Source organism: Paraburkholderia hospita, assembly GCF_002902965.1.
In the GTDB taxonomy this organism is placed as follows: domain Bacteria; phylum Pseudomonadota; class Gammaproteobacteria; order Burkholderiales; family Burkholderiaceae; genus Paraburkholderia; species Paraburkholderia hospita.
Genome location: NZ_CP026106.1, coordinates 1,651,116 through 1,670,889 on the forward strand (window position 1 = coordinate 1,651,116; position 19,774 = coordinate 1,670,889).

17 protein-coding genes are annotated in these 19,774 nt (G+C 64.6%); 5 read left to right on the top strand and 12 right to left on the bottom strand.

Annotated elements, in window-relative coordinates; genetic code table 11:
• Positions 1 to 654 carry a glutathione S-transferase family protein gene (locus C2L64_RS25740; protein WP_009771075.1) on the top strand — a complete coding sequence of 218 codons (654 nt, stop codon included), beginning with the start codon at positions 1 to 3 and terminating at the stop codon, positions 652 to 654.
• Positions 655 to 670: 16 nt separating this feature from the next.
• Complete coding sequence (locus tag C2L64_RS25745) at positions 671 to 1,384, top strand: DUF899 family protein (RefSeq protein ID WP_009771074.1); 714 nt, start codon at positions 671 to 673, stop codon at positions 1,382 to 1,384.
• A gap of 127 nt (positions 1,385 to 1,511) precedes the next feature.
• On the opposite strand, the gene C2L64_RS25750 is transcribed toward C2L64_RS25745, so the two are convergent.
• Together C2L64_RS25750 and C2L64_RS25755 are read right to left on the bottom strand one after the other, a co-directional pair.
• Positions 1,512 to 1,877, bottom strand: a complete 366-nt coding sequence (locus tag C2L64_RS25750; RefSeq protein WP_007734752.1) for a hypothetical protein — start codon at positions 1,875 to 1,877, stop codon at positions 1,512 to 1,514.
• A gap of 212 nt (positions 1,878 to 2,089) precedes the next feature.
• Positions 2,090 to 3,226, bottom strand: a complete 1,137-nt coding sequence (locus C2L64_RS25755) for an MBL fold metallo-hydrolase (RefSeq protein ID WP_009771073.1) — start codon at positions 3,224 to 3,226, stop codon at positions 2,090 to 2,092.
• 417 nt (positions 3,227 to 3,643) lie between these two features.
• On the opposite strand from C2L64_RS25755, the gene C2L64_RS25760 reads away from it, so the two are divergent.
• The 3 genes from C2L64_RS25760 to C2L64_RS25770 all read left to right on the top strand — a co-directional run bounded on the left by C2L64_RS25760 (position 3,644) and on the right by C2L64_RS25770 (position 8,974).
• The gene (locus C2L64_RS25760) at positions 3,644 to 5,887 is read left to right on the top strand and encodes an NADP-dependent isocitrate dehydrogenase (RefSeq protein WP_079482029.1); all 2,244 of its coding nucleotides are present in this window, start codon (positions 3,644 to 3,646) and stop codon (positions 5,885 to 5,887) included.
• A 989-nt stretch (positions 5,888 to 6,876) separates the two neighbouring features.
• A complete protein-coding gene (locus C2L64_RS25765; RefSeq protein WP_009769798.1) occupies positions 6,877 to 8,109 on the top strand; it encodes an MFS transporter in 1,233 nt (410 codons plus the stop codon).
• A 52-nt stretch (positions 8,110 to 8,161) separates the two neighbouring features.
• Positions 8,162 to 8,974: an alpha/beta fold hydrolase gene (locus C2L64_RS25770; protein ID WP_009769797.1), complete on the top strand. Its 813-nt coding sequence runs from the start codon at positions 8,162 to 8,164 to the stop codon at positions 8,972 to 8,974.
• A 6-nt stretch (positions 8,975 to 8,980) separates the two neighbouring features.
• On the opposite strand, the gene C2L64_RS25775 is transcribed toward C2L64_RS25770, so the two are convergent.
• The 10 genes from C2L64_RS25775 to C2L64_RS25820 all read right to left on the bottom strand — a co-directional run bounded on the left by C2L64_RS25775 (position 8,981) and on the right by C2L64_RS25820 (position 19,721).
• On the bottom strand, positions 8,981 to 10,483 hold the full coding sequence (locus tag C2L64_RS25775; RefSeq protein ID WP_009769796.1) for an efflux transporter outer membrane subunit: 1,503 nt from the start codon (positions 10,481 to 10,483) through the stop codon (positions 8,981 to 8,983).
• Positions 10,480 to 11,484, bottom strand: coding sequence for an efflux RND transporter periplasmic adaptor subunit (locus C2L64_RS25780; protein WP_090837830.1), 1,005 nt, complete (start codon positions 11,482 to 11,484; stop codon positions 10,480 to 10,482). Before C2L64_RS25780 ends, C2L64_RS25775 begins: the two co-directional genes overlap by 4 nt.
• The gene (locus tag C2L64_RS25785; RefSeq protein ID WP_007746336.1) at positions 11,481 to 11,690 is read right to left on the bottom strand and encodes a DUF1656 domain-containing protein; all 210 of its coding nucleotides are present in this window, start codon (positions 11,688 to 11,690) and stop codon (positions 11,481 to 11,483) included. The genes C2L64_RS25780 and C2L64_RS25785 overlap by 4 nt, the downstream gene beginning before the upstream one ends.
• 34 nt (positions 11,691 to 11,724) lie before the next feature.
• A complete protein-coding gene (locus tag C2L64_RS25790; protein WP_009769794.1) occupies positions 11,725 to 13,878 on the bottom strand; it encodes an FUSC family protein in 2,154 nt (717 codons plus the stop codon).
• Positions 13,879 to 13,883: 5 nt separating this feature from the next.
• Positions 13,884 to 14,393 (bottom strand): MarR family winged helix-turn-helix transcriptional regulator, encoded by a 510-nt coding sequence (locus C2L64_RS25795; protein WP_007746860.1) that lies wholly within the window; start codon positions 14,391 to 14,393, stop codon positions 13,884 to 13,886.
• Positions 14,394 to 14,547: 154 nt separating this feature from the next.
• Entirely contained in the window at positions 14,548 to 15,129 is a 582-nt protein-coding gene (locus C2L64_RS25800; RefSeq protein WP_009769793.1) for a YdeI/OmpD-associated family protein, read from the bottom strand.
• 93 nt (positions 15,130 to 15,222) lie between these two features.
• Entirely contained in the window at positions 15,223 to 16,455 is a 1,233-nt protein-coding gene (locus C2L64_RS25805; protein ID WP_009769792.1) for an NAD(P)/FAD-dependent oxidoreductase, read from the bottom strand.
• A gap of 25 nt (positions 16,456 to 16,480) precedes the next feature.
• Positions 16,481 to 16,834, bottom strand: a complete 354-nt coding sequence (locus tag C2L64_RS25810) for a RidA family protein (protein ID WP_009769791.1) — start codon at positions 16,832 to 16,834, stop codon at positions 16,481 to 16,483.
• A 16-nt stretch (positions 16,835 to 16,850) separates the two neighbouring features.
• Positions 16,851 to 18,377 (bottom strand): amidase, encoded by a 1,527-nt coding sequence (locus tag C2L64_RS25815; protein WP_009769790.1) that lies wholly within the window; start codon positions 18,375 to 18,377, stop codon positions 16,851 to 16,853.
• A 57-nt stretch (positions 18,378 to 18,434) separates the two neighbouring features.
• The gene (locus tag C2L64_RS25820; RefSeq protein WP_009769789.1) at positions 18,435 to 19,721 is read right to left on the bottom strand and encodes an MFS transporter; all 1,287 of its coding nucleotides are present in this window, start codon (positions 19,719 to 19,721) and stop codon (positions 18,435 to 18,437) included.
• Positions 19,722 to 19,774 lie beyond the last annotated feature (53 nt).

A 19,774-nucleotide genomic window follows, 5' to 3' on the forward strand; every position in this document is an offset into this window, starting at 1 on the left:
ATGACCTTGAAGCTCTACGCCCATCCGTTTTCTTCGTACTGCCAGAAGGCGCTCACCGCGCTTTACGAGAACGGCACGCCGTTCGATTACCGCCGGCTCGACGAACCCGGCGCGATGGATGAACTCGCCGCGCGCTGGCCCATCCGGCGCTTTCCGCTGCTCGTCGACGCGGGACGCACGATTGCCGAGGCGACCGTCATCATCGAGCATCTCGGCTTGCATCATCCCGGCCCGGTTCAACTGCTTCCCGACGATCCGCGCGCGGCGCTCGACGTGCGCTTCATGGATCGTTTCTTCGACAACTACATTGCCACGCCGCAGCAGAAGATCGTCTTCGACAGCCTGCGCGACGAGAGCGAACGCGATGCGCGCGGTGTCGCCGATGCGCGCGCGCAGCTCGATGTCGCGTATGCGTGGCTCGACAACACGATGAGAGACCGTGAGTGGGCGGCAGGCGAGCGCTTCAGTCTCGCGGATTGCGGCGCCGCGCCGTTTCTCTTCTATGCCGAGTGGACGCACCGGATCGATCCGAAGTTCGAATACGTGATCGGGTATCGCAAGCGTCTGTTGAAGCGGCCTTCGTTCGCGCGCGCCGTCGAGGAAGCGCGGCCGTATCGTCATCTGTTTCCGCTCGGCATGCCGGAGCGCGACTGATTTCATGGTTCTTTAATTGACTGGGAGGCCGCGATGTCTTCTGCCCGCCACGGAACTGGCGAAGCGCAACGGCAGGCACTATCCGAACGAGAGCGTCGAATACCGCCGCGCCCGCGACGCGCTGCTCGCGGAGGAAATCGAACTGCGCCGTCATATCGAACGGGTCGCGGAACAGCGCCGCGCGCTGCCGCCGGGCGGCGACGTGACGGGCGATTACCGCTTCATCGGCGAAGCGGGGCCCGTCGATCTCGCCGGGCTCTTCGGCGACAAGGACACGCTCGTGATCTACAGCTACATGTTCGGCCCGCAGCGCGAGCGGCCGTGTCCGATGTGCACGTCGCTACTGAGCGCGTGGGATGGCGAGGCACAGGACATTGCGCAACGCATCGCGCTGGCCGTGGTCGCGCGTTCGCCGATCGAGCGGCTCGTGGCATTCAAGAAGGAGCGCGGCTGGCGCGATCTGAGGCTGTATTCGGACGTGAACGGCGAGTACAGCCGCGACTTCGGCGCGATCTCCGACGACGGCGGCGACGACGCGGCGTTTCAGGTCTTCACACGCCGGGACGGCACGATCCGGCATTTCTATGCGGCCGAAATGGGCTTCCCGACTGTCGATCCCGGTCAGGACCCGCGCGGCGCGCCGGATCTGATGCCGATGTGGACGATCTTCGACATGACGCCCGAAGGACGCGATCCGCATTGGTATCCAAAGCTCGATTACGCGCGGTGACGCGAACGCGCGGCGGGTCGTCGGCGACGCCACCGCGTGTGTATGAAGGCAGGCATGAAGGCGAACGCAATCGCGCCGCGAGCACGCGGCGCTCGTACCGTTCGCAGGTGTGCGCAGGTAGCAGGTATCAGTCGGCGAGGCGCTTGTCGGCGAGCGCGCGTTCGCAGTCGCCGAGCACGGTGACAACGAGGCGCGCCTGAGCGTCGAGTTCGTCGGTGTCGAGAATTTCTTCGACGGCGTCGCGGGCCCAGTCGGCTTCGACAAACGATGCATGCCGTTGCGCGATGTCGAGCGCCATCGCCGACAGCCTCGCGATGCTTAACCAGTCGGCTGTGCGCCCGTGCCGGTCGAGCCACTTGTGCGCGGCGTCTACGTGAAAGGACGGTGAGGGCCAGGTCTCGTTCAGATACCAGGCACCGAGGCTTCCGCACGTGAGCCAGCACAGCAGCTCCACGCGGTCGCGTTGGCTTAGAAGATGGCGTACATCACTCATGGCGACGCTCGCGAAGGTAACGGATATGACGTGAGTTCCGCGTAGCAAAGCTCGAACCCGTGTGTGTACGACAATAACACGACGTTGTGCCTTGCACGACAGGGTTTAACCGAATTAGGGGTGTCTCGCGTGATGTTGAATGTGTGCTGACCGACAATCGGGTGTTCTTGCTGCGCTGCATTGCACAGGCGCAGTGCAGCGCGACTCGCGTTTTAGCGCGAACACGTCGAGTGTGAGTCGGCCGATGCGTCGAGGCGAATCATCTGACCGTGATGAAGAACCGTGAATGCGTCGTCGGGCAGGCCGGCTTCATGGGTCGCTTCGGCGAGTTTTTGCGGCGGTTCGTCGAGCGGCTCGTCAGTCAGTTCGAACGTGCCCCAGTGAATGCCGATCGCTTTTTTCGCGTGCACGTCCTCGAAGATCTGCACGGCCTGCTGCGGGTCGACGTGCTGCGGTCCCATGAACCAGCGCGGCTCATACGCGCCAACGGGGATCAACGCGAGATCGACGCAGCCGAATGCGGCGCCGATCCGCTTGAAGTCGTTCGAGTAGCCGGTGTCGCCCGCGAAGTAGACGGAGACCGGATGCGCGGCGCCCGCTGGCGTCTTCACGACCCAGCCGCCCCACAGCGTCTCGTTGCGATCGGTCAGGCTGCGCGCGGACCAGTGTGTCGCGGGCACGAACCAGAAGTCGAGACCGGCAACGCTAGTTTCGTCGCCCCAGTCCAGTTCCTGCGCATTCGTGATGCCTTTTTTCGCGAGCCAGTCCTTGATGCCGAGCGGCACGAGAAAGAGCGGCGGCCCGCCAGGCTGCGCGTTCAACGCCTCGACGCTCGCGGTGTCGAGGTGGTCGTAGTGGCTGTGCGAGATCAGCACGACGTCGATATGCGGCAGTTCGTCGAGCGCGAGACCCGGCGGCACGCGCCGCTTCGGCCCGGCGAACGTGAAGGGCGACGCGCGCCCGGAAAACATCGGATCGGTGATCACATTGACGCCGTTGATCTGCAGCAAGGCGGTCGCGTGGCCGATCCACGTCATCGTATCGTCGCTGCGGTTCGCCTTGATCCACGCAACGTCGGGGTGATCGACGGGAAACGCGTAGCCGTTCGCGGGTGGTGGCGGCAAGCCGTGCGTCCAGCGGTTCCAGCGCCATTTCCATACCGAGCCGCGCGCGAGCGGTCCGTCGTTGTTCTCGTAACCGTTTTCGGTGCGCGGCGCGTGATGGATGCCGCTTGCGGCGAGCTTGTCGGGCGATGGATCGGGCTGCTGCGCGCCGACGGCGCAATTCGCCGACGCGGCGCTCAGAACGATGGCGGCGCAGACGAGGCGCGAGCGGAACCGGAGTGGCATCGTGTATCGAATGGGCTGCAGCCGTAGAATCGAGGGTGCGACAGTGTAGACCGGACGCCGCGTCCTACGCCCGCGCGGTGGCGGAACGACCGTCGCCTTTGATCGCGTCGTGGCTGCGGAATCGTTCATCTTCACGCCATCTGCTGCGCGCAATCTCGATCGGCGTCCGTTTGCCGTCAACACCGCATAACGGAACAATTGTGCCTGTGCCCGAATTGCAAAATGCAATGAAGTGCCGTTCGTGGCGACATAAAAGCAGCGAAGCGGCGCAAATCGTGCATTTTTTTGCGCTTAATGCGTTTCGACCGGCACGATTCAAACCGTCAAAATCCAAAATAAGGCAAAATTCGGGGCATTCGCGTCGGCCGTGGCTTCGCCGGCGGCATTTCCCAACCTTTCTCGACCAAGAGCAAAGCGATGAGTAACAAGCAACCTACGATCATCTACACCCTGACCGACGAAGCCCCGCTGCTCGCGACGAGTGCTTTTCTGCCGATCATCCGTACGTTTACCGCTCCGGCTGGCGTCAATGTCGAGACCAGCGACATTTCCGTGGCCGGCCGTATCCTCGGCGAGTTCGCGGAATTCCTGAAGGAAGAGCAGCGCGTGCCGGACAATCTGGCCGAGCTGGGCCGCCTGACGCAAGACCCGGACACGAACATCATCAAACTGCCGAACATTTCGGCGTCGGTGTTCCAGCTGGTCAGCGCGATCAAGGAACTGCAGTCGAAGGGCTACAAGGTTCCGGATTATCCGGAAGACCCGAAGAACGACGAAGAAAAAGATATCCAGAAGCGTTACTCGAAGTGCCTCGGCAGCGCGGTGAACCCGGTTCTGCGCGAAGGCAATTCGGACCGCCGCGCGCCCGCCGCCGTCAAGAACTACGCGAAGAAGCACCCGCACAGCATGGCCGAGTGGAGCATGGCGTCGCGCACGCACGTCGCGCACATGAAGCATGGCGACTTCTACCACGGCGAAAAGTCGATCACGAACGACAAGGCACGTGAAGTCCGCATGGAACTCGTCACGAAGCGCGGCGAGACGATTGTGCTGAAGCCGAAGGTCAAGCTGCAGGACGGCGAGATCGTCGACAGCATGTTCATGAGCAAGAAGGCGCTGGTCGAGTTCTACGAAGACCAGATGGAAGACGCGCGCAAGACGGGCGTGATGCTGTCGCTGCACGTCAAGGCGACGATGATGAAGGTCTCGCACCCGATCGTCTTCGGCCACGCCGTCAAGGTGTTCTACAAGGACGCGTTCGCGAAGCACGCGAAGCTGTTCGACGAACTGGGCGTGAACGTCAACAACGGCCTCGTCGATCTGTACACGAAGATCGAGGCGCTGCCGGAATCGCAGCGCGATGAAGTGATCCGCGACATGCACGCGTGCCACGAGCACCGTCCGGCGCTGGCGATGGTCGATTCGGCCAAGGGCATCTCGAACCTGCACGCACCGAACGACGTGATCGTCGATGCATCGATGCCCGCGATGATCCGCGCAGGCGGCAAGATGTGGGGCGCCGACGGCCGTCCCGCCGACACGAAGTGCCTGATCCCGGAAAGCACGTTCGCGCGCATCTACCAGGAAATCATCAACTTCTGCAAGACCAACGGCGCATTCGATCCGAAGACGATGGGCACGGTGCCGAACGTCGGCCTGATGGCGCAGAAGGCGGAAGAATACGGCTCGCACGACAAGACCTTCGAGATTGCCGAAGACGGCGAAGCGCGCATCGTCGACAACGCGACGGGCGAAGTGCTGAGCGGCCTCACGCAACAGGTCGAGCAAGGCGACATCTGGCGCATGTGCCTCGTGAAGGACGCGCCGATCCGCGACTGGGTCAAGCTCGCCGTCACGCGCGCGCGCAACTCGGGCATGCCCGTGGTGTTCTGGCTCGACCCGTACCGTCCGCATGAAAACGAACTGATCCACAAGGTGCAGGCATACCTGAAGGATCACGACACGGACGGTCTCGAGATTCATATCATGTCGCAAGTGCGCGCGATGCGTTACTCGCTGGAGCGCGTGATCCGCGGCCTGGACACGATCTCGGCGACGGGCAACATCCTGCGCGATTACCTGACCGACCTGTTCCCCATCATGGAACTGGGCACGTCCGCGAAGATGCTGTCGATCGTTCCGCTGATGGCGGGCGGCGGCATGTACGAAACGGGCGCGGGCGGCTCGGCGCCGAAGCACGTCAAGCAGCTGGTCGAAGAAAACCATCTGCGCTGGGATTCGCTGGGCGAGTTCCTCGCGCTGGCGGTGTCGCTCGAAGAGCTGGGCATCAAGACGGGCAACGCCCGCACCAAGGTGCTGGCGAAGACGCTCGACGCGGCCACCGGCAAGCTGCTCGACAACAACAAGAGCCCGTCGCCGAAGACGGGCGAACTCGACAACCGTGGCAGCCAGTTCTACCTCGCGATGTACTGGGCGCAGGAACTGGCCGCGCAGACGGACGACGCGGAGCTTGCTGCCAAGTTTGGCCCGCTGGCCAAGGTGCTGACGGAGAATGAGAAGACTATCGTCGGTGAACTGGCGGACGTGCAGGGTAAGGGTGTCGATATCGGCGGCTATTACCAGCCGGACTTTGCGAAGCTGGAAGCAGTGATGCGGCCGAGCAAGACGCTGAATAACGCGCTGGCAGCGGTGACGGCTTAAGCCTTCTGACTGTAGCGATTTAGGCGGAGCCCGCACATTCTGGTTTGGATGTGCGGGCTTTTTGCTGCGCAGAAGAGTTGGTTTGCTGGGGTTTGCGCTGGCATCCGCGTGATGGTGTTTGCCGTTCAGGCGTCGCCCCTGTGCGGGGCGGCACCTACTTTTCTTTGCCGCCGCAAAGAAAAGTAGGCAAAAGAAAGCGGCTAACACCGCCAATTCTTGTTCTTGCCTGAGGGCCCCCAAATGGTCTTATGCTTCACGCGGCAGCGTTTCTGCTTGCCCGCGTTGCCAACGCTCTAACAGGCGCCTCACCCACTTCACGTCCCCGCGTTGTAGCACGCCGTGCCAGATATTCGGTCGCCGCCCAGGTGGCAAACTGTGTGTAGGCTTTCAGGCCGTACACGCATCACTCCGGACTGAAAACACAGGCCCGTCGCAACGCTTGCTCTGTGCGCATCACCCGCGTCGCATCATATTGCATCAAACTTCCCACGTTCTATAGCGGCAAACTGTGTGTAGGCTTTCAGGTCTTACACGCATCACTCCGGACTAAAAGGCAAGGTCGGTGTCTCTGGTAAGAGCGCGAACGTGTGTGGTCCGACAAGCTACACACAGTTTGCCACCTGGGCGGCCGCAACCGTTCGCTGCCGCTGGCCGTTGTACGGGTGCATGAAGCGGGGGATGCGCTTGTTAAGACCAATGGCAACGGGCAGGGAACAGCGCGTTATCATCTGAAGTGTGGGACCGGTTGGGGGCCCTCAGGCAATAACAAGAGCTGGCGGTGTTAGCCGCTTTCTTTTGCCTACTTTTCTTTGCGGCGGCAAAGAAAAGTAGGTGCCGCCCCGCACAGGGGCGACGCTTGAACGGCAAACACCATCACGCGGATGCCAGCGAAAGCTATAGCAAAAGCAAACCCAAAACACCAACAACGCCTGCGCGAGCCAAAACCTCAACCTTGAGCCGCGTGCAACGCATAAACATCAATCAACTGCATGCGCGCTCAACACCAAGCGTTCTTCGCTTCGCTGTTCTTTTCGCGGCTCGCGGACCAGGTGCTGCTGTTTCTAGTGCCGCTCGTCGTCTTCCAGACGACCCAAAAGGCGACATGGTCCGGCATCGCATTCTTTATCGAGGCGTTCCCGCGCTATATCGTGTTTCCCGTGTGCGGCGCGCTGTGCGATCGCATGTCGCCCGTTACGGTGCTGCGCGCGAGCCAGCGCTTTCGCGCGATGGCGTGCGCCGTGGGCATCGCGGGCTTTGCGGTGGCGGGTGGAATTGGCTGGCTGATCGCGCTGTCCGCCGCATGCGGCACGCTGACCAGCCAGGGGCTCGTCGCGCGCGAAGTGCTGCTGCCGCAGGTGTTCACGTCGGAGCGCTTCGAGAAGGTGCTGTCGTATGCGCAGATCGCCGATCAGGTCGGCGTGGTGCTCGGCCCGATGCTCGCAGGTTTGCTGCTCGGCTGGTGGCGCTGGGAATACGTCGTCGGCGTCGCGGCCGTGCTGTTTTTCGCCGCCGATGGCGCGACGCTCTTCTGGCAGCGCGCGAGCGCTTTCGAATGGACGCCGCACGGGCATGCAGGCGGCGCCTGGCTCGCACCCGTAAAAACGGCGCTGGCGCATGTCGTGAAACTGCCGGGTCTGAGCCGGCTGGTCGCGCTGGCCGCCGCCGAGAATCTCGTGATCGGCGTGACGCTCGCGACCTCGGCCGCGATGGTGACGGGACTGCACCGCCGGCCGGATGCGTTCTACGCGTTCGTGCAGACGGCGGGCGCGATCGCGACGATCGTGATTCTGCTGCTGATCGCGCGTGTGCGGATTCCGCGCAAGGCGCTCGGGATCGTGTCGTTTCTCGCGATCTTCGCGGGCGGGCTGCTCGCGGGCGTGAGTCCTTCCGTGTGGGGCTACGTCGCGGGCTTTCTGCTGATCGTCGGCTTCGACAAGATGTTCAGCATCTATATCCGCAGCGTACGTCAGGCGATCATTCCCGCGAAGGACTACGGTAAGACGCTTGGCGTCGTCATCATGCTCAACAACCTGACGCAGCCGCTGGCGGGTTTGCTGGTCGGCGTGTTTTCGGGGAATGGGCGCATGAGCGCGGTCGTTGTGGCGATCTCGCTCGGGATGGGCGCGCTGGGGCTGATCGTCGTGCTCGTGGGTTTCGGCGCGGGGCGGCGTCGAGTGCACGTTGCGCCGCTGAGCAAGCAGACGCCCGACAGCGCCGACTGAGCGTGAACTGTCACAATGACACGTTAGCTTTTCTTCACGGAGCGCGATCGACATGCCATCGGACGACGAGCTGAAACACTTCGTAGCGCACGGCGCGGCGCCGCTGCCCGAAGCACAGGAAGAAGGTTTCGTGGATAGCGCTGGCGCGCGCATCGCGTGGTCGACGTACGGCGCGGGCCACCCCGTGGTGCTGTTGCACGGCGGCCTCGGACATCGCGGCAACTGGGGTTATCAGGTGCCCGCGCTGGTTGAGGCTGGCTACCGCGTGATCCTGATCGACAGCCGCGGACATGGCCGCAGCACGCGCGACGCGCAACCGTACAGCTACGAGCTGATGGCTTCCGACGTGCTCGCCGTACTCGACGCTCTGCAAGTACAGAAAGCAGCCTTCATCGGCTGGAGCGACGGCGCGTGCACCGCGCTGATTCTCGGCCGGCGCGCGCCGCAGCGCGTCGCGGGCGTGTTCTTCTTCGCGTGCAACATGGACCCCGGCGGCGCGAAGCCATTCGTGCCGACGCCCGTGATCGACCGCTGCTTCAGGCGGCATCGCGCGGACTACGAGGCGCTATCGGCAACGCCGGGCGAGTTCGACGCCTTCGTCGCCGCGGTCAGCGAGATGCAGCGCACGCAGCCCGATTACTCGGCCGACGATCTCGCGCAGATCCGCGTGCGCGTGACAGTCGCAATCGGCGAGCACGACGAATTCATCAAGCAGTCCCACGCCGTGTATCTGGCGCAAACCATCGCGGACGCCGAGCTGATCGTGTTGCCGAACGTCAGCCATTTCGCGCCGCTGCAGCGGCCTACGCTGTTCAATGGCGTGATCGAGCGGTTCGTGGGAACCGCTTTCGAAGCGGACGACTGAAGCCGCTCAGTCGGCCTTGGCGCCGACTTTCTCGCTCGCGTTGCTGTCGTTCTTTTCGTCCTCTTCCCAGCCGCCGCCGAGCGCGAGGAACAGATTCACCTGATCGACCGCGACCTGGCCTTCGGCCGCCGACACCTGCGCGGCAACGCTCGTGAGCGTGCGCGTCGCGTCGAGATCGTCGATGAAGGTGTCGCGGCCCGCGGCGTACAGGCGATGCGTTTCATCCGCCGACTGGATGGCCGACTTGTACGCGGTGCGCAGCGCGTCGGCGCGCGTCGTATCGGATGCGTAGGTGGACAGGCTCGTCTGCGTCTCGCGCAGCGCGTTCAGCACGACGCCGTCGAAGTGCGCGAGCGCGCCGCCCGTCGCGGCTTCCGCTTCGTGGACGCGGGCGCGCTGGCCGTTGATCGGGAACGTCCAGCTGATCAGCGGACCGAACGCCCAGCGGTTCGTGGTCGGGCCGAACAGATCCTCGACGACGCCGACCGAGCCCGCCGATGCGCCAATGCTCACGGTCGGATACAGCGCCGCTGTCGCGACGCCGATGCGCGCCGTCGATGCCGCCAGTAGCCGTTCGGCCTGGCGCACGTCCGGGCGGCGCTTGAGCAGCGCTGCGCCATCGCCGACGGGAATCGGCTGCTTCAGATGCGGCAGCCGGCTGCAGGCGAGGGCGGCGGGCGGCAGATCGGACGGCGCGCGCGCGAGCAGCATCGCGAGCCGGTACTGCGCGGCGCGGCGGCGCGCGACGAAGCGCGGAATGTCGGCGGCGAGCGTGTCGGCCTGCGTCTGGCCGCGCGTCACGTCCGGCTGGTTGCCGCGGCCCGCGTCGCGCAGACGTTGCGTGAGCTTGACCCGTTGCTTTTGCAAGGCTAGCGACTTCTGCGCGATCTCCAGTTCTTCCGCTGCCGAGCACGATTCGACGTAGGCGCGCACGACATCGGCGACGACCGTGATGCGCGCGAGATCGCTTGCGGCTTCGACGGCTTCGTCGTCGGCCTTCGCGGCTTCGACGCCGCGCCGCAGCTTGCCGAACAGATCGATCTCATACGACACGCTCAGATCCAGCGCGCCTTCGTTGACGACGGGAATCTTTTCCGTCAGCAGATACTGTTCGGCGGATTCCTGCGCGCGCGAGAAGGCCGCCGACGTCTTGCCGGAAAAGCCGCCCTGTTCGTTCGCAAAGTCGAGCTGCGCGCGCGAGCGCGCGAGATTGGCCGCGGCGACGCGCAGATCGGTGTTGGACGACAGCGCCTCGGTGACCAGCTGATCGAGCACGGGGTCGTCGTACAGACGCCACCACTTCGACGGCACGGCTTGCTGCGTGACGGGCGCCTTGTCCGCGCCGTCGATGGCCGCGTTCGCATACGGCGCGTTGACGGCCGCGTTTTCGGGCAGCTTGTAGTTCGGGCCGACCGTCGTGCAGCCGTTCAGTGCAAGCGCAACAGGCAACAAAGCAGGCAGTAACGCCAGGCCGGCGCGCGTTGCCGTGAGGGACGGAAAGCGTTTCATTGCGATGCGCCCGATGCAGAATGCGTAGCGCTAGACGGCGCGGTGCCGACGATAGCGGCGCCCGTGGCTGAAGCCCCCGCGCCAGCCGATGCAGCCGTCGCATCCGATGCCGCCGGGCGCCGTCCCATCGAAGGCCCGATGCCGCGCACCGACACCGTCGCGGTGCGGCCCGCGATCATGCGGAAGTCGGCGGGCACTTCGTCGAGTGCGACGCGCACGGGAATGCGCTGTGCGAGGCGCACCCAGCTGAATGCCGGGTTCACGTTCGGCAGCAGGTTCTGGCTTTGCTGGCGGTCGCGGTCCTCGATCGCGGCGACGATGCTCAGCACATGGCCGCGCAGCACGCCCGGCTCGCCCATCACCTTGATGTCGACAGGCTGGCCGATGTCGATGCCGTGCAGCTTGGTTTCTTCGAAATAGCCGTCGACGCGGAACGAATGCATGTCGACCACCGACAGCACCGCGCGTCCCGCCGAAATGTACTCGCCGACACGCGGCGCGCGATCGTTCAGATAGCCGTCCACTGGACTCACGATCACCGTGCGCTGCAGGTTCAGGCGCGCCGTATCGATCGCGACTTCGGCGTCGGCCAGCGCGGCCGTGGCTGTTTCGACACGCGAGTGCGTCTCTTCGACGACTTCACGCGCGACGAGATTACCGAGCGCACGGTTGCGGGCATCTTCGCGGCGCGCCTGATCGAGCGTCGCACGGCGCTGCTGCGCGGTGGCCTGCGCGTTGCGCAGCGCGAGCGTATAGCGCGCCTGGTCGATCACGAACAGCACCTCGCCTTGTTTCACCTGCTGGTTGTCGACGACCTTGACCTCGGTGATGAGGCCGGATACGTCCGGTGCAACCTGGATCACGTCGGCGCGTACGTGACCGTCGCGCGTCCACGGCGCGAACATGTAGTAGTCGACCAGCTTCCATAGCACGGCCGCTGCGATCACGACAACGATAAGAGTGAGCAGGATCTGCCCGACTGAGAACCAGGTTTTTTTCACGTTATGAACCGGTGCGAAACGATGACGACAAGCCCCAGCACCAGAACATAAATGCCGAGATCGAAAATGGAACGGTGCCAGATGAAGCGGTAAACGCCGATGCGCGCGAACACGTTGCGCAAGACCAGGTTCACCAGATAGGCGATGAACATCAGCACCAATACGGCTGGCACGAATACGCCGAGAATGTCGATTTCGCCGATCATATGCGTCGACAGAAACTAAGAGATGGGTTTCGCATCAGGCTGCGGTCTCCGGTTGGGGCGGCGGATTGCTGCCGGGCGCGGGATGCGGCGGAAACAGCGACAGGCGCATGCCGACCAGCGCGTGCAGCGTCTCGCGCAGCCAGCGCTCGCCGGAAGTCGCAGCGGGAGCGGGCGCGGAGCCTTGTTCCGCCGCCTGTCCCTCTTGTCCCTGCTGCGTGCCGCCTTGCGTCTGCGCGATGTTGCGCGTGGTCACTTGCGCGACGGCGGCATCGATCGTTTCGATCAGTGCGGCGGGCACCGGCTGCCGTTCGCGGCGCGCGATACATTGCTCGAAATACTGCCGCACGCCGACGAGCACGTCATCGATGGAGCCTTGCAAGTCGTGTGTCAGCTTGCGGCGCGTGCGTCGCAGGTCGAGCGCGTTCAGCGCGACGCGGAAGTCGCGGAAGCTTTCGATCGACGGATGGCGGTGCGAGTCCGAGGCCGCGTGGCGCGGCAGCAGTTGCATCAGCCGGTCGAGCATGCGCGAGTACAGATTGCGCTGGTCCTCGATCGCGGCCGTCGATGCGCTCACCACGACGTCGGCCCATGCGGAACGCGTGAGCCGCCCGGCGGCGAGTTCGGCGCCGAACGGCCGCGTGATACGCGTCCAGATGAAAGCGAACAGCAAGCCCGCGACGCCCGCCAGATTGCTGTTGATGAACACGAAGAAGTCGGCCTCGTAAGCGCTCTGAATGCTAATGAAGGTCGCCGTGTTGACGGCCGTGAGCAACGTCACGAGCGTGAACTGCGGGCTCGGGATCAGCGTGCCGATGATCAGGAACGGCCCGGAAAAGATCAGGACCAGCATCGCGAAATCGTGGACGTGCGGCAGCACCACGAACACATACAACCCGGCCAGTACGACGCTCGCGCACGTCGCAAGGAAGAACTTGAAGACGGAGGGCGCGGGATCGTCGAGCGCCGCGAAGAAGCAGCAGGAGACAGCGGCGAGCGTGACGGCGGCTGCGCCGTCGTTCCATCCCGACGTGATCCACAGTGCGCACGCGACGATGACCGCGCCGACGGCCGATGCCGTCGAGAACAGCATCATGCCGTAGTCGAAGAAGCGCTCGGTCCCGCCAAGCCGCCAGTGGCGAAAGTGCGGCCGCCACAGGACCGTTTCGTGAACGATGGACGCGCGCAGGCAGCGGATGTCGCGCCAGACGTCGATCACCTGGCCCAGACGCCACAGCGCGTTCGACAGCAGCGCGCCGTCCCAGCTCGCCAGCGCCTGTGCGGAAGGCCGTAGCGCATCGACGCGCGCGCGCAGCGCTTCGGCTTCGTGATCGGGCTCGTCCGCGTATTTGGCTTCGAGCGCGGGCGCCTTGATCCACTTCGCGACGTCCGCGAGCAGCGCCTCGACTTCAGGCGAATGCGCGCCGCGCTGCCGTATCAGTTCGATCAGCGGATCGGCCATCGACGAAATCAGCGGCAGGAATATCTGCATGCGCCCTTGCAGGGCGCGCGCGCGGCGCACGATGTCGGGCCGCGTGTGATCGTAGGTCAATTGGCTCAGCAGGAATTCGAGCCCGTTGACGGTGGCCGCGAGGCGCTGGCGCGAGGCCGAGATCGTCGCGCCGGCAATATGGCCGGACAGCGTCTCGCTCGCGTAGAACGCGGCGTCGCGGAACCAGGCGTCGGTGCGCTCGATCAGTGTCGGCGCGAGCCGGCTCGGAAACACCACGCTGCCGACGATGCTCGCGACCACGATGCCGACCAGGATCTCTTCCGTACGCGTGATGGCAAGATCGAAGACGGTGGTCGGGTTGGTGACGGCGGGCAGCGCGATCAGCGGCAGCGTGTAGCCGGCGAGCAGGCACACGTAGCTGCGCGCGGTGCGGTCGTTCAGCGACACATAGAGCATCGTGCCCGTCCACAGCCCGACGATCGTGCTGAACAGGAACGGCGACTCGACGAAGGGCGGCACGATCAGCACCGCGCCCGCCGCGCCGAGCGCCGTGCCGAGCGCGCGGTACAGCGCCTTCGAACGGGTCGCGCCGACGAACGGATTCGAGACGATATAGACGGTTGCCATCGCCCAGTAGGGGCGGGGCAGTTCGAGCGCAAGGCCGATGTACAGCGCGATCATCGCGGCCGCGAAGGTCTTGGCGGAAAACAGCCAGTCGCGGACTGAGGGATAGGCCATGGCGGTTATGCGTTGCGTTTGCTGCCGGATCGTGCGGCAGCGGCTGGCTCGTCGGATACGCCCTTGTCGGAAGTGACTGTAGCATCCAGCGACGCGTTGAACGCATTCAGCACCCGCAACGTCGTCTCCAGGTCTTCGCGGCTCACGCCCTTGAGCACGCGCGCGCGCAGCTCCATCAGCCGCTCTTCCATGCGCGCGGTGACGGCGCGGCCTTCGTCGGTGAGGGTGATGGTCTTGGCGCGCTTGTCGTCGGGATCTTCGTCGCGGCGCACCAGCCCGGCCGCGCACAACTGATCGAGCAGCCGCACCAGCGACGGGCCTTCGATCCCCACATGTTCCGCGAGCGTCACCTGACGCACGGCCTCGCCAAGGCGGTTAGCGGTAAGCAAAGGACCCGCACACGCTTCCGACACGTTGTAGGCGGACAACACGCTATGGCTCGTGCGGCGCCAGCGGCGCGCGGCGACGACCAGCGTGCTGCTGACGGAGCGGCGTAGAAGGTGGAGATTGACCATGGGCCGGGATTGTATGTCGATTTTTATTCGTTAGCATCCTATCGACATAAATTTTTAAGGAAATGCTTCAAAATTTGCTTACGCTGTGTTTCGCAGGCGAGCGGCGGCGGGGCGCTCGCCTGTCTCCGGCCGCTTTTCGAGCGTCCAGGCGGACTCACTCGTCGTTCAGACCCTTGCCTTCGAGAATCATCGGCATGCATTTCTCGATCCGCGATTCCCGCGTTTTCGATTGCTTCGCCGACGAGAAGTGGAGCAGATAGGCGCGTTGCCGTCCGGGTGTCAGCGCTTCGAAAGCAGTCTTGAGCCTAGGCAACTTGTCGAGTTTGGTCTGGAATTCCTCGGCGACTTCAAACTCTTCGGTCGATTTGTGGGCCACTTTCAGGCCGGCTTTTTCGACTTCGATAGCCGCGCGGATATAGGTCTTCAGAACGGATTTCAGCTTGACGATTTCCTGCAGACTCGTGAATCGCACCTGCCGGGCTGACTGCACGTTCTCTGTCTGCTGGATCAAGATGCCTTTCGGGTCCTTCAGCAACGCGCCCTTGACGAACAGGATCGCGCAGTATTCCTTGAAGCCGTGAATGAGCACGACGTTTTTGTCGTCGACCGTGTAGCACGGAACGCCCCATTTCAACTCCTCCGTGACGGGGCATTCCAGCACGATCGCTCTGAGTTTTTCGGTTTCTTCACGCCACTGTTTGAGTTTGCCGATATAGGCGTCGACCTTGGGATTCATTTTTGTCCCTCAGAAATAAGGCGAGCCTATGGTACCGCCCGGCGCCAGGGGCGGCAAACCGGGCGAGAAGCGATCGGGCGAGAAGCGATCGGGCTAGAAGCGATCGGCGCGGAACGGATGCGGGTCGGCGACCGGCGCGGCGCCCGTCATCATTTCAGCGAGCAGGCGCCCCGTGACGGGTCCGAGCGTCAGTCCGTGGTGCGCATGGCCGAACGCGAACCACAGGTCCTTGTGGCGTGTCGCGGGGCCGATGATCGGCATCATGTCCGGCGTGCACGGACGCCGGCCGAGCCACGGACGCTCATCGAGCCGCGCGCCGAGCGGGAAGGTATCGCGCGCGATCGGTTCGATCGCATCCAGTTGCACGGGGGTTGCCGGCGCGTCACAGGCGGCCAGTTCCGCGCCCGTCGTCAGCCGGATGCCGCGCGCCATCGGCGTGATCATGTAGCCGATCTCCGTGTCGAGCACGGGTTGATTCAATCGCGCGCCGTCCTGCGCCGCGTAGTGCATGTGATAGCCGCGCTTGACTGCGAGCGGCAACCGGTAGCCGAAGCGCGCGCTGACAGTATCCGACCAGGGACCAAGCGAGATCACGGCCGACTGCGCGTCGATGCGGCCCGCCTCCGTGTCGACACTCCAGTGCGGTTCGAGTGTCGACGCATCGCCGATGAAGATACGCCCGCCAAGCTGCTCGAAGTACCGCGCGTAGGCCGTGACGAGCGCGTTGGGGTCGCTGACGGACTCGGCGTCGGTGTAGCGCAACGCGCCCAGCAGCGCGTGGCTCAGCGACGGCTCCGCGTGCCTTAGTTGTATTGCATCAAGTGCGTCGAAGGTGACGCCGTATTCGGCTTGCCAGCGCTCGACGTCGCGCAACGCGGCATCCTGCTTGCCTGCGCTGCGAAACACTTTCAGCCAGCCGCCCGTGCGCACCAGCGCCTGCGCGCCCGAAGCGTCGATCAACGCGCGATGCTCGCTGACGCAATGCTCGATCAGCGTCGCATACGCGCGCGCGATGGCCGTATGACGATCGGCGCGCGAGTAGTGCCAGTAGCGGTACAGGAACGGCAGCAGCTTCGGCATCGCGCTGAAGTGATAGCGGACATCGAGCGAGCGGTTGCGCGCGTAGCGCAGCAGCGTGCTGGCGTCGCGCGGAAACGCATACGGGTAGACGCCTTCGCGCTGGATCAGCCCCGCGTTGCCGAACGACGTCTCGTTGCCCGGCGCCTTGCGATCGACGAGCGCCACGGCCAGCCCGCGCTTTTGCAGATGCACGGCAATCGACACGCCCACCATGCCGCCACCGAGTACGACGGTATCGAACTTCATTGCTGCTTATCCTCGCGCGATGACGTCATGCGAGCGCCGTCACGGCGATTTCGACATCGAGGCCCGGCTTCATCAACAGGGCCTGCACGCAGGCGCGCGTCGGCGCGTGGCCCGTCGGCACCCATGCATCCCACACGGCGTTAAATTCGTCGAAGTGCTTCGGGTCGCTCAGCCACACGTTCGCGGTGAGCACGCGCGTCTTGTCGACGTTTGCGGATGCGAGCAGCGTGTCGATGCGCGTGAGGATTTGCGTCGTCTGAACGGTGATCGATGCGCCCGCCGTGTCCGGCACCTGGCCGGACAGATAGACGATGCCGTTGGCAATCACCACCTGGCTCATGCGGGCGTTGGTTTGCAGTCGCTGGATTTCGTTGGACATGATGGATATCGCTGGTTTAGACGGAGGACATGCCGGCCTGAGCTTCGCCGGTGGAATTGAAAATGGGCGGCGCGGTGACGATCGATTTGAGCGCCGGGTTCGGCTGCGTGAGCCGCGACAGATCGGGACGCGGGCGGCGCAATGCGGGGTTCGTGTCGAAAGCCTGTTCCATCGCGCGCGCCACGGCCAGCGTCTTGAGGTCGCCATGAAACGGCCCGACGATCTGCAAGCCGAACGGCATGCCTGCCTCATCGACGCCGCATGGCAGCGACAGCGCGGGATGCGTCGTCAGCGTCACTACATACGTCAGCGCGAGCCAGCGGTAGTAGTTCTCCTGCGCGCGTCCGTTGATCTGCGCCGCGTAAAGCTCGCGCCACGGGAACGGCGAAACGGGCGTGGTCGGCGAGAGGATCACGTCGTAACGGTCTAGCGCTGACTGGAAGCGCCGGAAAATGCGCGTCTGTTCCGCCTGCGCCCACGCGCTGTCGGCGAGCGTCATCGCGGCGCCCATCTCGTAGTTCGCGCGCGTGTTCGGACCGAGCGCGCCCGGGTCGCGCGCATACGCGTCGCTCAAGCCCGCCACGAAGCTTTCCGCGCGAATCACGTCGAAAGCGCGGTGCGCGTCGCCGAGATCGAACTGGACCGGCTCGCAGGTTTGCACCATCGGCGCGAGCGCGGCCATGCGCGCGCGGAAGAGGGCGCGGATTCCATCGTCGACGTCGCAGCAGCCGAAGTCTTCCGTATAGCCGACGCGCAACGTGGCGAGATCAAGCGCGGGCAGCGTTGCGAAGCGGAGTGGATCGACTTCGTAGCTGAGAGGATCACCTGTGGAAAGGCCTGCTGTCGCCGCGAGTTGCAATGCCGTCTCTTCGACGTCGCGGCCCATCGGCCCGACCACGGAAATCGGCGTCCAGCCCAGCAGCCGCCGCGAGTTGGGCACGAGCCCGGCGGACGGCCGGAAGCCGACCACGCCGCATTTCGATGCGGGAATGCGCAGCGAGCCGCCCGTATCGGAGCCGGTGCAGACGGGCAGCATGTCGCAAGCGAGCGCCGCCGCCGAGCCGCCTGATGAGCCGCCCGCGTTCAGTTCCGGATTGAACGGATTGCCCGTCGCGCCCCACACGGGGTTGCGCGTGTTCGCGCCCGCGCCGAGTTCGGGCACGTTGGTCTTGGCGACGAGAATCGCGCCCGCCGCGCGCAGCCGCTCGACCAGCACGACATCGCGCGACGGCACATGGCTGCGCGACATCGGCGAGCCGTACGTGGTCAGCAGGCCCGCCGTGTCTTCGAGATCCTTCACGCCAAGCGGCAGCCCGTGCAGCAGCCCGAGCGGCTCGCCGTCCAGCACCTTGCGCTCGGCCGCCTTCGCGGCCTTGCGCGCGTCGTCGTAACAGGTGGCCGTGATCGCATTGACGGCGGGGTTGAGGGCTTCGATCCGCTCGATGCAGGCGTCGAGCAGTTCGACGGGGGAAATCTCTTTCGCGCCGATCATCCGGCGCAATTCGACGGCGTTGCGGGCGACGAGGTCGTCGTTATCAGACATGGTTCAGGTTCCGGGTTATTCCTGCTTGTTCCTGCTTGTTCGTGATGTCGAATGAGGTCAGTCGAGCGCTTCGCCCGTGCGGTCGCGCAGCCAGATGACGGGCACGAGCGACACCGCGCAGGCCGCCGCAACGTACCACGCGGGCGCGAGCGGGTTGCCCGTCAGCGCGACGAGCCAGCTCGCGACGAACGGCGAAAAGCCGCCGAAGAACGACGCGCTCACCACATAGGTTAGCGCGATGCCCGTCGCTCGCACATGTTTCGGGAACAGTTCGGGGATCATCACGAGCACGGGCACGATCTGCCCGGCGACGAACAGCGCGAGAAACGCGGACACGGCGCACAGCATCAACGTCGAAGGCTGCGCCGACAACCACGCGAACGCGGGATACACCGTAAGCAGCAGCGTCACGCGCGATATGACGAGCACGCGCTTGCGGCTGAAGCGGTCGGCGAGCTTGCCCGCGATGGGCGCCGCGACGAACAGCACGAGCGAGCTGATCACGCCCGACGCAACCGACGCCGTCGACGACAGATGCAGCGTACGCACCGCATGGCTCGGCAGAAAGAACGCGGTGATATAGACGGAAACGGAACCGCCGAGTTCGGCAAAGGTGCCGAGTATCGTCAGCTTCAGATGCGTGGTGAGCGCCGCTTTCAATGCGCCGCGCCGATGCGTGCGGGCGGATGACGCATCGCTGAGTGTCTCTTCGAGGCGCCTGCGGATCAGCATGCCGACGGGCGCCGCGACGATGCCGAGCACGAACGGAAGGCGCCAGCCCCATGCGAGCACGGCGTCTTTCGGCAGCGAGACATTGATGAGCGTGGCGACGGCGGCGCCGAGCGCGAGACCGAGCGCCGTCGCGGCGAAGTTCCAGCTGGCGAAAAACGCGCGCGTCGAGTCCGACGCGTATTCGACGAGCAGCGTCGTGCCGGGGCCGAACTCGCCACCCGCGGCGAAGCCCTGAATCAGACGCGCGGCGAGCACGATGAAAGGCGCGGCCATTCCGGCGACCGCATAGGGCGGCGCGCAGGCGATCAGCGCGCAGCTCAGCGCCATCAGCATGATGGTCAGCACCATCGCCTTCTTGCGGCCCGCGCGGTCCGCGTACGCACCGATCACAATGCCGCCCAGCGGCCGCACGACGAAGCCGACGCCGAACACGCCGATCGACAGCAGAAACTGGTTCACGGGCGATGCGGATGGGAAGAACAGCTGCCCGATCTGGATCGCGAAGAAGCTGTAGATGGTGAAGTCGTAGAACTCCAGCGCCGTGCCGAGCGTCGTCGCGGCGATGACCTGGGTTTTCGACAGACCGGCTTTTTCCAATGCAAGCGTTGACACGTCGACCGCTCCTGAGTGGAACTGCATGGGACTGGAATCGATGCGAGTTATCA